The organism is Kocuria sp. 2SI (assembly GCF_005502825.1).
Lineage (GTDB): Bacteria > Actinomycetota > Actinomycetes > Actinomycetales > Micrococcaceae > Kocuria > Kocuria palustris.
The window spans coordinates 169,761-183,641 of the sequence record NZ_SCNB01000002.1; the positions used below are offsets into that span (position 1 = coordinate 169,761).

At 71.5% G+C, this 13,881-nt stretch carries 8 protein-coding genes; 4 read left to right on the top strand and 4 right to left on the bottom strand.

Annotation, left to right across the window (positions count from 1 at the left end; all coding sequences use genetic code 11):
* Window position 1 precedes the first annotated feature (1 nt).
* Together mutM and FFS25_RS01985 are read left to right on the top strand one after the other, a co-directional pair.
* The gene (gene mutM / locus FFS25_RS01980; RefSeq protein WP_058871230.1) at window positions 2-940 is read left to right on the top strand and encodes a bifunctional DNA-formamidopyrimidine glycosylase/DNA-(apurinic or apyrimidinic site) lyase; all 939 of its coding nucleotides are present in this window, start codon (window positions 2-4) and stop codon (window positions 938-940) included.
* Window positions 941-1,127: 187 nt separating this feature from the next.
* Window positions 1,128-1,379 carry a type II toxin-antitoxin system Phd/YefM family antitoxin gene (locus FFS25_RS01985; protein ID WP_137801727.1) on the top strand — a complete coding sequence of 84 codons (252 nt, stop codon included), beginning with the start codon at window positions 1,128-1,130 and terminating at the stop codon, window positions 1,377-1,379.
* 202 nt (window positions 1,380-1,581) lie between these two features.
* Here the strand turns inward: FFS25_RS01985 and FFS25_RS01990 are convergent, their stop codons facing one another.
* From FFS25_RS01990 to FFS25_RS02000, 3 genes are read right to left on the bottom strand one after another with little or no spacing between them, the layout of a single operon-like run.
* Window positions 1,582-2,742, bottom strand: a complete 1,161-nt coding sequence (locus FFS25_RS01990; protein WP_137801728.1) for an NAD-dependent epimerase/dehydratase family protein — start codon at window positions 2,740-2,742, stop codon at window positions 1,582-1,584.
* Complete coding sequence (locus FFS25_RS01995; protein WP_137801780.1) at window positions 2,739-5,468, bottom strand: alpha/beta fold hydrolase; 2,730 nt, start codon at window positions 5,466-5,468, stop codon at window positions 2,739-2,741. The genes FFS25_RS01990 and FFS25_RS01995 overlap by 4 nt, the downstream gene beginning before the upstream one ends.
* Before the next feature lie 2 nt (window positions 5,469-5,470).
* The gene (locus FFS25_RS02000; RefSeq protein ID WP_137801729.1) at window positions 5,471-6,502 is read right to left on the bottom strand and encodes a 3-oxoacyl-ACP synthase III; all 1,032 of its coding nucleotides are present in this window, start codon (window positions 6,500-6,502) and stop codon (window positions 5,471-5,473) included.
* Between the two features lie 129 nt (window positions 6,503-6,631).
* On the opposite strand from FFS25_RS02000, the gene FFS25_RS02005 reads away from it, so the two are divergent.
* Window positions 6,632-8,545: an FMN-binding glutamate synthase family protein gene (locus FFS25_RS02005; RefSeq protein ID WP_058871225.1), complete on the top strand. Its 1,914-nt coding sequence runs from the start codon at window positions 6,632-6,634 to the stop codon at window positions 8,543-8,545.
* A 110-nt stretch (window positions 8,546-8,655) separates the two neighbouring features.
* A complete protein-coding gene (gene smc / locus FFS25_RS02015; protein WP_137801730.1) occupies window positions 8,656-12,408 on the top strand; it encodes a chromosome segregation protein SMC in 3,753 nt (1,250 codons plus the stop codon).
* Between the two features lie 128 nt (window positions 12,409-12,536).
* Here smc and FFS25_RS02020 read toward each other — a convergent pair whose 3' ends face one another.
* Window positions 12,537-13,850, bottom strand: a complete 1,314-nt coding sequence (locus FFS25_RS02020) for an MFS transporter (RefSeq protein WP_137801731.1) — start codon at window positions 13,848-13,850, stop codon at window positions 12,537-12,539.
* Window positions 13,851-13,881 lie beyond the last annotated feature (31 nt).

A 13,881-nucleotide genomic window follows, 5' to 3' on the forward strand; every position in this document is an offset into this window, starting at 1 on the left:
GATGCCCGAGCTGCCCGAGGCCGAGGTCGTGCGCCGCGGCCTCGAGCGATGGACGGTCGGGCGCCGGGTCGAGACCGTCGAGGTCCTGGACCCTCGTTCACTGCGCCGTCATGCGGATGGTCCGGGCGACTTCGTCGAGCGGCTGCAGGGCGCGTCCATCCTGGACGCGGTGCGCCGGGGCAAGTTCCTCTGGCTGCCCGTAGCTCTGGCCTCCGGCGATGAGCTCGCGCTGATGATGCACCTGGGGATGTCCGGACAGGCGCTGATCCAGGGAGATGACCAGCCCGACGAGCGCCATCTCAAGGTCCGCCTGGGGCTCTCCGAGACTCCCGAGGAGCTGCCCGGTCAGCTGCGCTTCGTGGACCAGCGCATCTTCGGGGGCATGTTCCTGGATCCTCTGGTCCCCACCGCCGACGGCCATCCCGGCGGTCGAGGTGCTCTGGGCCAGCCGCTGATCCCGGTCCACGCCGCGCACATCGCGCGAGATCCGCTGGACCCGCACTTCGACCCCGGCGCCTTCCACGCCGCCCTGCGCCGCCGCAAGACAGGCATCAAGCGCGCTCTGCTGGATCAGGGCCTCATCTCCGGGATCGGCAACATCTACGCCGACGAGGCCCTGTGGTCCGCCCGGCTGCACTACGCCCGCCCCACCGAGACCCTGACGCGCCCGGAGACCCAGCGGGTGGTCGAGGCGGTGCAGGACGTCATGGCCCGGGCCCTGGAGGCCGGCGGGACGAGCTTCGACTCCCTGTACGTGAACATCAACGGGGAATCCGGCTACTTCTCCCGCTCCCTCAATGCCTACGGCCGCGCCGGTGAGGCGTGCCCGCGCTGCGAGGCCGAGGGCCGCGATGGCGTGATCGTGCGTGAGCAGTTCATGAACCGGTCGTCGTACCGGTGCTCCGTGTGCCAGCGCCGCCCTCGCCGCGCGCGGTACTGACCTGCCGCCTGCCCGCCCCGCTGAGGCCGCACGTGCGCATGCCATCAGCTCTGATGGGTGGGTGTCATGCGGCGTCAGCATCCGGGGCCAGAGCTCGTCGTCCGATCCAGCAGCTGCGCGGCCGTGGTCTTCCCGACGAGTGAGCGGCAGGCCTGCTGTGAAGGCGATTCCTACCGGGAGGCCCGACGTGAGCGCCACTGTCACCAGCCGCGAATTCGACTGCGACGTCGGCGCAGCCATGCGAGCCGCCGAGCAGGGCCCGGTCATGGTCATCGATCACGGTCGGGCAGCGCATGTGCTGCTCACCGTCGAGGAATTCGAGCGGCTCTCCGGCACGCCGCAGCTGATGGGAGACCGTCTCCGAACGGGCCAGGATCACGGTGACGAGTTCGACCTGCCCGTACGCCGTGTCGAACCGTCGCGGCCTCTCGACCTGTGAAGTGCTGTCTCTGCGCGGGAATCACGGGACCTTCGGGTTGGCCGACGTGGCCTCGTCGCGGGAGAGGGACTCCGGAATGGCGTCGGCCCCGCCTCGTGAGACGAGGCTGGGCCGAAGCGAACGTTGCGCAGGTCTGCCGCTCAGTGACGCTGCAGGCCAGCGGACCTGCCGATCATCAGATCAGTCGATGCAACCAGCAGGCTCAGCTGCCGGCCTTGAAGGTCGTGGACTCGACGCGCTTCTCGCGCTTCTCGCGCTGCTCGACCACGACCGGCAGCGGATGGTGGTCGTAGTGCTGCTTGAGCCGGCGCATGCCCTCCTCGATGGAGACGGACGGCTCCCAGCCCAGGACCTCGTGGGTGCGCTTCTGCGAGAACCAGTGCGCGGTCGAGAGCTGCTCGGCCAGGAACTCGGTCATGGGCGGCTCGTCCTGACCGGGGAACCGGGCCCAGACCTTCTCGATCGTGCGGCCGGCGAAGCGCGCCACCCCGGCGGGGATCTTCCGCTTGGGAGCGGGCACGGAGCCTGCGCGGCACATCATGCCGATCAGCTCGCCGACGGGACGCGGCTGGCCGTTGGTCACCACGAAGGCCTCGCCGTGGGCGACCTCGATGCGCTCGAGCGCCCGGACGATGGCCTCGGAGGCGTTGTCCACGTAGGTGGTGTCGATCAGCGCGGCGCCGTCATCGAGCAGCGGCATGCGCCCGCGCGCGGCCCGGTCCACGATGCGCTCCACGAGCTGGGTGTCGCCGGGGCCCCACACGATGTGCGGGCGCACCGCGGTGACGCGCAGGGCATCGGAATCGGCCTCCAGGGCCAGCAGCTCGGCCGCCGCCTTGGAGCGGGCGTAGTTCCCGCGGGCCTTGTACGGATTGGCCGGTCCAGCGCCGTCGCCGGCGATGGACACGCCCGTGTGCGCCACCGACGGGCTGGAGACGAACACGAAGTTGCGGGCACCGGCCTTGCGCGCCGACTCCAGCAGGAGGCGCGTTCCGGTGATGTTGGTGAAGACGAAGTCCTCCCAGTCGCCGGCGAAGGACACCTTGGCCGCCAGGTGGATGACGTCGTCCACGCCGTCGAGTGCGCGCTGCACGGTCTCCATGTCCGTGATGGAGCCGAGGACCTGCTCCACGCCGTCCTCGAGCGCGACGGGAGCCTGCCCGCGCTGCAGCACGCGCACCGTCCAGCCCTGTCTGAGCAGCCTGCGGGCCACGGACTCGCCGAGCATCCCGGAGGCGCCGGTCACCAGGACGGTGCGGCCCTTCCCCTGCAGCTCCTGCACGTCCTGCAGCTCTTCCGGCGTGGCACGATGCGCTTTCCGGGGTGCTCCGGCGGCGCGGGGAATGCCTGGCGTGGTGCTCACGGGTTCCTGATCCTTCCCCCGCTCAGGGCATCATCGGCCCAGGCGGCGAGGCGCGTGCGGTCGACCTTGGAGTTGTGGCGGATGTCCGTGGGGTGCCGGGGCACCACCAGGACGGCCGCGACATCCAGGCCGGTGGCGTCGTGGACTGCACTGCGCACGCGCCCGGCCAGACCCGCTCGCGCGGGGCCGGATCGGCGTGCCGGAGGCTCAGTCTCGCACACGACGACGGGCACCTGAGCACCCCTGGGTCCGACACCCACGAGCGCGGCGCGGCTGACTCCCGAGACCGTCTGCGCGGCGTGCTCGCCGGCCACGGGAGCGACCGGTCCGTCGCTGGTCAGCAGCAGGTGATGGAGGCGTCCGGAGACCCACAGGCGGCCCTTGTCGTCGAGCTGCCCGACGTCTCCGGTGGCGTGCCAGCCGGGGATCCGCGTGGACTCGTTCTCGGTGATCCACAGGGAGTCGTAGCGGTCCTTGACGTGCGGGGCCTGCAGCACGATCTCGCCCAGCACGTCCGGCAGATCCACGAGCTGATCGGACGGGACGCCGTCGTGATCGACCGGCGCGATCCGCACGGCCGCACCGGGGACCGGGGTGCCCACGCAGACGCCCTCGCCGGCCCCGCGCACGCGGGCCTGCGAGCGGAAGCCCTGCTCGGGGTGCAGCGGCTGGGAGTCGACGGCCGCCTCGCGGATGGTCTCCAGGCGGACGTCCGTCATGGGCAGGGCCTCGGTCATGCCGTACGGGGTGTGCAGCTCGGCCGCGGGCAGCAGCTTCTGCAGCTGCTCCAGCAGCGGCGGCGGCAGCGGGGCCCCGGCCGAGAGCATGAGCCGCACGCGGCCCAGCGCCTGGCGCTGATGCGGTGCCAGGTCGTTCTGGGTGGCCAGCACGTTGACGATCGCAGCGGGCGAGGCGAACACGGTGGTGGCCTCGATCGCCGCCGCAGCATCGGCCAGCGCCCGGGCGGTGAGGGTGCGCGGTTTGGTGACGTCCATGTCCGGGGTCACCGAGGCCGCGCCCATGGCCGGGGCCAGCAGCGCGAACGGCGCGAAGGCGGCGACCAGCCCGGTGCCGGGGCGCAGGTCGCACACGGCGGCCACGGCATCGCGCATGGCGGCCATCTGCCGCTGGGTGTAGACGACGCCCTTGGCCGGGCCGGTGGAGCCCGAGGTGAACAGCACGGCGGCGTCCGCATCCGGGTCGATCTGCGGCAGCAGGCCCGGCGCGGTGCGCTCGAGCTCGGCCACGGAAGCCTCGATCCCCAGCACGCGCCGGCGCACCGGATCCAGGGTCTCGACGCTGATGCGCCGCCCCGGCCAGCCCAACGTGCGGGCGGCGGTCAGAGCCGCGGGGATGCCGATGAACCACTGCGGGGAGGCGCCCTTGAGCGCGCGGCGCAGCCCCGGCAGGCCCAGTCCGGTGTCCGCCACGACGATCACGGCTCCCACACGCAGTGAGGCGTAGATCAGCGTGGTGAGGTCGGCCCCCGGGGGCACCATGAGATTGATGCGGTCTCCGGGCTTCACCCCGAGCCCGATCAGCCCGGCGGCGATGCGCTCCACGCGCTCGTCGAGCTGCGCCCAGGTGAGGCTGCGCTCGACGGCCGGGGCGCTGTCGTTCTCGGCCTTGCCCATGTCCACGGTGGCGACCGCGGTCGTGGCCTCGTCCAGGCCGGCCCGGTGGGACAGCCCGGCCGTGAAGGGCACGAACGGCTCCTCGGCCTGCGGACGGGCCTCGAGGTGCTGGAAGCGGCGGGGGTGCGGATCGACGAGGTTCTGCTGCAGCCACTGCATGACCGGCGTGGCGATGTCCCGGTCCTCGGGCAGCAGGTGGTTGGCGCCCTCGAAGCGGTGGACGTCCGCCTGCGGCATGCGCTTGCGAAGGTCCTGGAGGTAGCGCTCCAGGAACACCGGGTCCTTGGGGCCCCACAGGAACAGAGCGGGAACGGTCGAGGTGGCCATCCAGGACGCCGTGCGCTCGTAGCGGTGGTTCGACGGATGATCCGCGAACGCCGGGATGTCCGCCACGAAGTGCTCGATGCCGGCTCGATGCTCGGGGGTGTCGTAGGGCGCCTTGAACGCCGCCTTGATCTCGGGAGCCAGCGAGGGGGAGACCAGCGACAGGGAGATGTCCAGGAACGCGGTGGTCCGGGAGGTGACGGCTCCGTGGACCTTCGGCGCCAGCGCCAGACGCAGCGGATCCGGGATGGGACCGGACTCGGGATCGTGGTAGATCGCCGTGTTGGTCATGATCGTTGCCGCGTGCGCCTTCGGGTGCAGCTCGGCCCAGCCCATGGATACGAGACCGCCCCAGTCGTGGGCCAGGGTGACCACGCGCTCGTCGTCCAGGCCGATCTCGGCGGTGAGGTCGCTGAGGTCCTGGATGCGGTCGTCGTAGCGGCGGAACAGGCCGGTGCGCTCGGAGAAGCCCATGTCGAGCTGATCCACGGCCACCACGCGCCAGGGGGTCTCGGCCTCGGTCGCGGCCTTCAGGACCGAGCGCCACAGGTACGACCAGGTGGGGTTGCCGTGCACGGCCAGGATGGTGCCGGCCGGGGTCTTCCCCTGCTCCTGGAGCACCGCCTGGTTGTCGAGCAGGTGCCAGCGCCGGGTCGTGCCGGGGACCGGCTCGCAGGCCGCGTGGGAGGGGGCCTCCACGGTGCGGGACCAGCGGGGGTCCACACCGGGGAAGCCGGCCCAGTCGATCCGGGGGGTCTCGGTCTGCATGCTCACCAGTCGATCTCCATGAAGGTCGCGTTCAGTCCGGATCCCACGCCCATGGCCAGCACGCGCTCGCCCTTCTGGAACGAGCCGTTCTCGGCCTGCAGCGCCAGGGTCATCGGCAGGGCGGCTGAGGCCACGTTGCCCCAGAACGGGAAGGTGCGCGGCAGCTTGTGCGCGGGGATCCCGATGTCCGCCTCCGTCTTGTCCGTGTGGGAGGTGGAGACCTGGTGGGCGACCACCCAGTCGAAGTCATCCCACTCGAAGCCCTGGGTGCGGGCCTCCTCCCACGTGTCCGTGAGCAGGCCGACGCCGTGCTTGAGCAACCCGCCCGCATCCGTGAACATGCCGTCGAAGCCGCCCACGCACAGCTCGAAGTGCTCGGTGGCCGAACGCGTCACAGAGGTGCGGATCCGATGGCCGTCGGGGTGGTTGTCCGCCCGTCCCACGACGGCAGCCGCGGCGCCGCAGCCCAGCGTGAGCGTGGCGAACTCCCGGATGACCTCGGCGCGGGTGACGTCCGGTCCGCTGAGGCGGCGGAAGGCCTCGCGGTGCCAGCGGGTGGGATCCTCGCCGGCCACGACCAGGGCGTAGTCGATGGCGCCGGAGTCGATCATGGACGAGGCCACGGTCATCCCGTTGATGAAGCCCAGGCAGGCATTGGTGATGTCGAAGCTCAGCGCCGAGCTGGGCAGGCCCAGCCGGGCGTGCTCCCCGGAGGCCAGGGCCGGCTCGTAGCCGTCGCGGGTCACCGAGCAGTTGATCAGCAGGCCCACTTGATCCGGGCTGATGCCGGCCTGGTCCATGGCGGCCTGCGCCGCCTCGATCGCGCCGTCGGTGTAGTGGCGGCCTTCGGACCACTCGCGGTGCTCCTTGACGCCGGCCAAGCGCTCCAGCAGGCCCTTGGGCAACTTGAGGCGCTCGAACGTCTTCTGCAGCTGCTCGTCTGCGCGCTCGGAGGAGACGACGACGTCGGCTTCGACCTTCTGGATCGACAGCAGCGAGGCGCTGCTGTGGCGGATGATGGAGTTCCCTGGCAAGGCACTGCTTTCGACGAAGGTGTGAGGAGTCTGTCCTGAAGTCTATCGACGCGCCTGGACATCACCTGACGGCAGCGCGTCCATGTCCGCCGCTTCGTCGTCCCGGGGCCGATGCGAGACGATGGGCGCATGAACAATCGCTTCCTCATGGCCGGGGCCGTCGTCACCCTCGCCCTCGTCCTCCTCGTCGCCTATCTCGTGGGCATGTGGGCCTGGATCTTCTTGGGCGTGGTGGCCCTGCTGCTGCTGGGGCTGGGCATCTGGGACCTGGTCCAGCCGCGCCATGCGATCCTGCGCAACTTCCCCGTGCTCGGGCACGCCCGCTACCTGCTGGAGTCCATCCGCCCCGAGATCCAGCAGTACTTCATCGAGAAGAACACCGAGGGCAAGCCGTTCAGCCGCGACCAGCGCTCGATCGTCTACGCCCGCGCCAAGGGCCAGGACGATCACAAGGCCTTCGGCACGGAGAAGGCCACCGACGAGATCGGCTACGAGTTCCTGCTGCACACCACCGCCCCGGTAGCCCCGGCCGCGGAGCCGCCGACGGTGCGCGTGGGCGGGCCGGACTGCGCTCAGCCCTACGAGATGCCCCTGATGAGCATCTCCTCGATGTCCTTCGGCTCGCTGTCCAAGAACGCCGTGCTGGCCATGAACAAGGGCGCGGCCATGGGCGGGTTCGTGCACGAGACCGGCGAGGGCGGGCTGACCGAGTATCACCTCGGCAGCGGCGCCGACCTGTTCTGGGAGATCGGCTCCGGGTACTTCGGCTGTCGGTACGACGACGGGCGCTTCAACCCCGAGCGCTTCGCCGAGAAGGCCCGCTACGACGAGGTCAAGGGCATCACGATCAAGCTGTCCCAGGGCGCCAAGCCCGGCCTGGGCGGCGTGCTGCCGGGCTCCAAGGTCACCGCCGAGATTGCTGAGGCCCGCGAGGTCCCCGAGGGCGTGGATTGCATCTCCCCGGCCTCGCACTCCGCGTTCACGACCCCGCGCGAGATGGTCCGGTTCATCGGGCAGCTGCGCGAGCTCTCGGGCGGCAAGCCGATCGGCATCAAGTTCTGCGTGGGCTCGCGCACCGACGTCCTGGCCATGTGCAAGGCCATGTGGGAGGAGCGGATCGCGCCCGACTACATCATCGTGGACGGCTCCGAGGGCGGAACCGGCGCCGCCCCGCTCGAGTACTCCGATCACGTGGGCACTCCGCTGACCGAGGGGCTCATGCTCGTGCACAACGCCCTGGTGGGCACCGGACTGCGGCACATGATCCGCATCGGCGCCGCAGGCAAGGTGGTCTCCGGCTCGGACATCGTCAAGCGCATGATCCAGGGCGCGGACTTCACCATGTCCGCCCGCGGGATGATGATGGCCACCGGCTGCATCCAGGCGCAGAAGTGCCACACGAACCACTGCCCCGTGGGCGTGGCCACCCAGGACGCCCGCCTCATGCGCGCACTGGACGTGGAGGACAAGGCCAAGCGGGTGCACAACTACCAGAAGCTCACCGTCCGCGAGGCCGTGCAGATCATGGCCTCCATGGGCGTGGAGGCCCCGTCGCAGCTCAACGCGCGGATGCTGCGCCGTCGGGTGGATCACCTCAACACCCGCTCCTACGCCTCGATCTACAACTGGCTGCGGGAGGGCGAGCTGCTCGAGCAGCCCCCGCGTGGCTGGGCCGCGGACTGGGCCGAGGCCGACGCCGATCACTTCGGCGAGCACGCCCCGCTCGGCTTCTTGGACGAGGACGGGCCCCACTGGAACGACGAGATGGCCACGCAGACCGGGATGATGGCGACTGTCGGCGCCGGCAGCTCGCTGGCCTCTTCGGGCGGCAGCCATGTTCCGGGCGGGCCGTCGGGACAGCGTCACTCGGACGCGCACGCCCCTTCGAGCGGTCGGGGCGGGGAGCAGGAGCAGGGCCAGCAGCCGGTGCGCAGCGACGGCGACGAGCCGATCGGCCGACCGGAGGCCAGCCGCACGCCGACCACCGGCTCCACGCCGGTCGTCGGCGACAGCACCCGACCGGAGGGGCGCCCAGCCGAGTGAGGCAGGCTCAGAGAGTGTTCTCGGTCGGCTCCTGACCGGCGATCTCATTGCCGAACTCACCCGGGGGCGGGCTGACGGCGTCGTCGGCCCCCTCCCGGTAGGCTCGCCGGGTGCATCTCAAGACCCTCTCCGTGCGCGGCTTCAAGTCGTTCGCCTCGGCCACGAGCTTCGAGTTCGAGCCCGGGGTGACCTGCGTCGTCGGCCCGAACGGGTCGGGCAAGTCGAACGTGGTCGATGCCCTGTCCTGGGTCATGGGCGAGCAGGGCGCCAAGTCGCTGCGCGGCGGGAAGATGGAGGACGTGATCTTCGCCGGCACCTCGGGCCGGGCGGCCCTGGGGCGAGCGCACGTGGCCCTGACGATCGACAACACCGACGGCGCCCTGCCGATCGAGTACACCGAGGTCACGATCTCGCGCACCCTGTTCCGCACCGGGGGCTCCGAGTACGCGATCAACGGTCAGTCCTGCCGCCTGCTGGACATCCAGGAGCTGCTCTCGGACTCGGGTCTGGGCCGGGAGATGCACGTGGTCGTCGGGCAGGGCCAGCTCGACCGGATCCTGCATGCCACGCCGGAGGAGCGCCGCGGCTTCATCGAGGAGGCCTCCGGGATCCTCAAGCACCGGCGGCGCAAGGAGCGCACGATCCGCAAGCTCGAGGGCATGCAGGCCAACCTGGACCGCCTGGACGACCTGCTCTCCGAGATCCGGCGTCAGCTCACCCCGCTGGGCCGTCAGGCCAAGGTCGCCCGCCGCGCCCAGCGCATCCAGTTCGACGTCCGCGACGCCCGCTCGCGCCTGCTCGCCGATGACCTGGTGCAGGCGCAGTCCGCGCTGGCCGTCGACATCGAGACCGAGCAGCGGCTGCGCGAGGAGAAGGAGGACGCCGAGCGGCGTCTGGGGGCGGGCCGCACCCGCCAGAACGAGCTGGAGACCCGCGCCGCGCAGGCCACACCGGCGGTGACGGCGGCGCGCGAGACCTGGTACGAGCTGACCTCGGTGCGCGAGCGGCACCGCTCGCTCGAGCAGCTGGCAGGGGAGCGGCGGAGACTGCTCGGAGCCACGGAGGAGCAGCCCTCCTCGGACCGCGACCCGGACCGGCTGGCCGGGCAGGCCGCGCGCACCCGCGAGGAGGAGAAGTCGGCACTGGAGCAGGTCGAAGAAGCCGTGGACACCCTGGCCGAGGCCATCCAGGACCGCGAGGACAGCGAGGCGCAGGCAAGCGAGGCCGACAAGGCGGTCACCGCGATCCTGCAGGCCGCCGCCGATCGCCGCGAGGGCGTGGCCAAGCTCTCCGGCGGCGTGGGCGCTGCGCGCTCGCGGGTCGAGGCCGCCGAGAACGAGCTCGAGCGGCTGCGCGGCACCGAGCAGCAGGCCGCCCAGCGCCGCATGGGTGCGCTGAGCCAGGTGGAGACGCTGCGCGCAGCCGCCGAGGACGCCGCCGAGGCCTCGCGCCGGGCGGCCTCCGAGCGCGACGAAGCGGTCGAGGCCTTCGACGCCGCCCGGGAGCTGCACCGCCAGGCCGAGGCCGCTCGCACCGAGGCGGTGCGCGCCCACGACACCCAGGCCGCCCGCGCCGAGACGCTGCGGGCCTCGGTCCGCCAGCCCGACGGCACCGAGGCCGTCAAGGCGCAGTCCACCGATGCTGTGGTGGCTGCAGTGGCCGAGGTCCTTACGATCTCCGCCGGCTGGGAGCGTGCGCTGACGGCGGCCCTAGGTCCGCTGGCCGAGGCGCTCGCGGTGCGCTCGCACGCGGCGGCAGCGGGCATCTTCGAATCTCTGCGCCAGGCGGATGCCGGGCGCGTGCACATGCTCGTGGCGGGCGGATCTGCGGCGCCCGTCTCAGAGTTGCCGGACGAGATCCGGGGCTACGCGGGCGTCGTGCCGGCGGCCGAGGCCGTCGAGGCGGCGTCGGGAGCGGGGGATGCTGCGGAGGCCATCGTGCAGCGCGTGCGCGCGGAGCTGGCCGGGACCGTGCTGGTCTCGGACGCGGCCACCGCGGTGCGCCTGACCGGCGATCATCCGCAGGTGCGCGTCGTGACCCGCGACGGCGACGTCTTCGCCCCGCACAGCGCCTGGGGTGGAGCGCGGGAGGCGGCCGGCTCCCTGGAGATCCGCGCGCAGGCCGAGGCCGCGGAGGCCGAGCTGGCTCAACTGCGGCAGACGCTGGATCAGGCGACGGAGGCCGCCCAGTCGGCTGCTGCGGAGCGGGACCGCCTGCGCCCTCAGGCCGAAGCTGCGCGCAAGGCGGCGCAGGAGGCCGAGAAGGCCGAGCGGGATGCCGCCGGAGCGTCCTCGCGGACCGAGGCCGTGCTGGACTCCGCTCAGGCTGAGTCGGATCGCTTCCAGCGCCAGGTCGCCGAGACCCAGGACCAGGTGGCCGCGCATCAGCGCGCTCTGGACGAGGCGCTTTCGCGCCTGGAGGCCGCCCAGGAGGACCACGACGACGACGAGTCCGAGCGCGCCCACCTGGAGGCCGTGGCGCGCCGCGACTCCTCGCAGCGCGAGGCGACCCAGGCACGGCAGGCAGAGACGGAAGCCCGGCTGGCGCTGCGGTCGCTCGAGGAGCAGGCCCGAGCACTGGGCAACCGCGCGCATTCGCAGGAGCGGGCCGCCGCCGCCGAGCGCCGCGCCCGGGAGGAGGCGGCCCGCCGTGCCGAGAGGCGGCGGCAGCAGGCGCGCAGCGCCGAGGCCGTGCTGGCCGCTGTGCGCCAGATCCTCGTGCGCATCGACGCCTCCGTGGAGCGGGCCGAGGCCGAGCGGCAGCATGCCGAGCAGGTCCGCCAGGCCCTGGACGCCGAGCTGCAGGAGGTGCGCACCGCCAACGACGGCCTTGCCTCTCGGCTGGCCCAGCTCACCGACGAGGTCCACCGCGACGAGGTCGCCCGCACCCAGAAGCGCGCCCGCATCGAGACCCTCGAGCAGCGCTCGCTGGACGAGCTCGGGCTGACCCCCGACGCCCTGATCGACAACTACGGCCCGCACCTGCCCATCCCTGATGCCGACGCCATCCTGGAGGCCTCGCAGCGCCGCGATGAGCGCGCCGCCGCCGCAGCTGCGCGCCGCGAGCTCGAGGCCGAGCAGCACGGGATCACCCCGGAGGAGCTGGCGGAGAAGCAGGGGGAGTCGGTGCCGTCGTCGGGAACCCCGGACACTTCGGACGGGGAGGAGCCGGAGGAGGATCTCTACGACGAGCCGGTGGGCATCCCGTTCGTGCGCGAGCAGCAGGAGAAGCGGCTGGCGTCGGCGGAGCGCGATCTGGCCAAGCTCGGCAAGGTCAATCCGCTGGCGCTCGAGGAGTTCGCGGCCCTGGAGGAGCGCCACGCGTTCCTCTCCGAGCAGCTCGAGGACCTGCACCGCTCCCGGGCCGATCTGCGGCAGATCATCCGCGACGTCGACGAGCACGTGGAGCAGGTCTTCACCGAGGCCTGGCACGACGTCGAGCGCGAGTTCATCACCGTGTTCGGGACGCTGTTCCCCGGCGGTGAGGGGCGGCTGAGGCTGACCGATCCTGCTGACATGCTCAACACGGGCATTGACGTGGAGGCGCGCCCGGCGGGCAAGAAGATCAAGCGGCTGTCGCTGCTGTCCGGCGGTGAGCGGTCGCTGACGGCGATCGCGATGCTCGTGGCGATCTTCCGCGCCCGGCCCTCGCCGTTCTACATCATGGACGAGGTCGAGGCCGCCCTGGATGACCGCAACCTGGGCCGGCTGCTGACGATCTTCCAGCAGCTGCAGGAGACCTCGCAGCTGATCGTGATCACCCACCAGAAGCGCACCATGGAGATCGCCGACGCCGTCTACGGCGTGACCATGCGCGACGGCGTCACCACCGTCCTGGGCCAGCGCCTCAAGGAGATGCGCTAGCCCCGCTCTTCCACGTCGAATGGCCTGGGCGTGTGCTTCTCAACCGCGAAACGGACACTTCCGGGCCACTCGATGGTGAGGGCACGCTGCGGGGCCACTCGATGGAAGTTCCCGAGGGGAGCTCGGGGTCAGGAGTCCTCGCGCTCCTCGTCGGACACACGGGGGACGGAGCCGGTGGGGACGGCGTCGACGTCGGGGCGCTTGAGGGTGTCCATCACCGGGGTCCAGGCCAGCGCGGCAACACCCATCAGCACGCCGGAGACCAGGAAGGCCGGGCCGAAACCGGCGGCATCCACGAGGGCCCCGGCCAGGATCGGGCCCAGGATCTGCCCGGCGTCCTGGCTCATCTGGAATCGCGAGAGCACGGTGCCGCCGGAGCGCTGCGGGCCGATGACATCGGCCACGGCCGCCTGCTGCCCCGGATTGAGGGTTCCGGAGCCCACTCCGGAGAGGAAGGAGGCCACCGCGAAGATCCACACGCTGTCCGTGAACCCGATCACCGCTGTCATCACGCCGGCCAGCACCAGTCCGCTGATCACCAGCGGCTTGCGGCCCACGGAGTCGGAGATCCGGCCCGAGAACGACAGCGCCACGGCGGAGCCGGCGGCGAACACCGTCAGTGCGACGCCGGACAGGGCAGGTCCGGCGCCGAAGACGGCGGAGGCGATCAGCGGGATCAGCGCCACGCGGATCCCCATGGAGGTCCATCCGTTGGCGAAGCCCGAGATCAGCGAAGCCCGATACGCCCCGAACTGCCAGGCCTCGCGGAAGCTCATACGCACCTGGGCCTTGGCGGCCGCCCGATCCTGCAGCGACTGCGGGGGGATCTGCCAGAAGACCACACCGGCGGCCAGCAGGATCGCGGCCCCGTAGATGAGGAACGGCGCCTGCATGCCGAATCCCGCCAGCAGCCCGCCGATCACCGGCCCCAGGATCCCACCGATCAGGAATGTGGAGGCGTACATGCCCGAGATCCGCCCGCGCGAATCCGGCGGCGCCAGGCGCACGATCAGGCCCATGGCGGAGATGGTGAACATGGTGGAGCCGAGTCCGCCCAGGCCGCGGAAGAGCAGCAGCTGCCAGTAGGAGCCGGCGAACGCCGTGGCGAACGACGACAGCGCCACGATCACCAGGCCGATGAGATAGGTCCGGCGTTCGCCGATGGCATCCAGGATGCGACCGCCGGCCGGGGCGAACATCAGTCTGCAGAATGCGAAGGCCGAGACGACGGCTGAGGCGGCGGCCACCCCCACGCCGAAGCTCGAGGCGTACTGGGGCAGCACCGGGGCCACCAGGCCGTAGCCGACCGCGATCGCGAAGGCCGCGGCGATCAGCACCAGGATCTCCCGCGGCACCGGGGTCCGGGCAGGAGACTTCGATCGCGACGACCGGTCGGAGGACCTGCGCGCAGCGGGGTCCGGGGAGGAAGAGGAGGAGGCCATCACCAGCGCAGTCTAGGAGAGGGCGCTGACG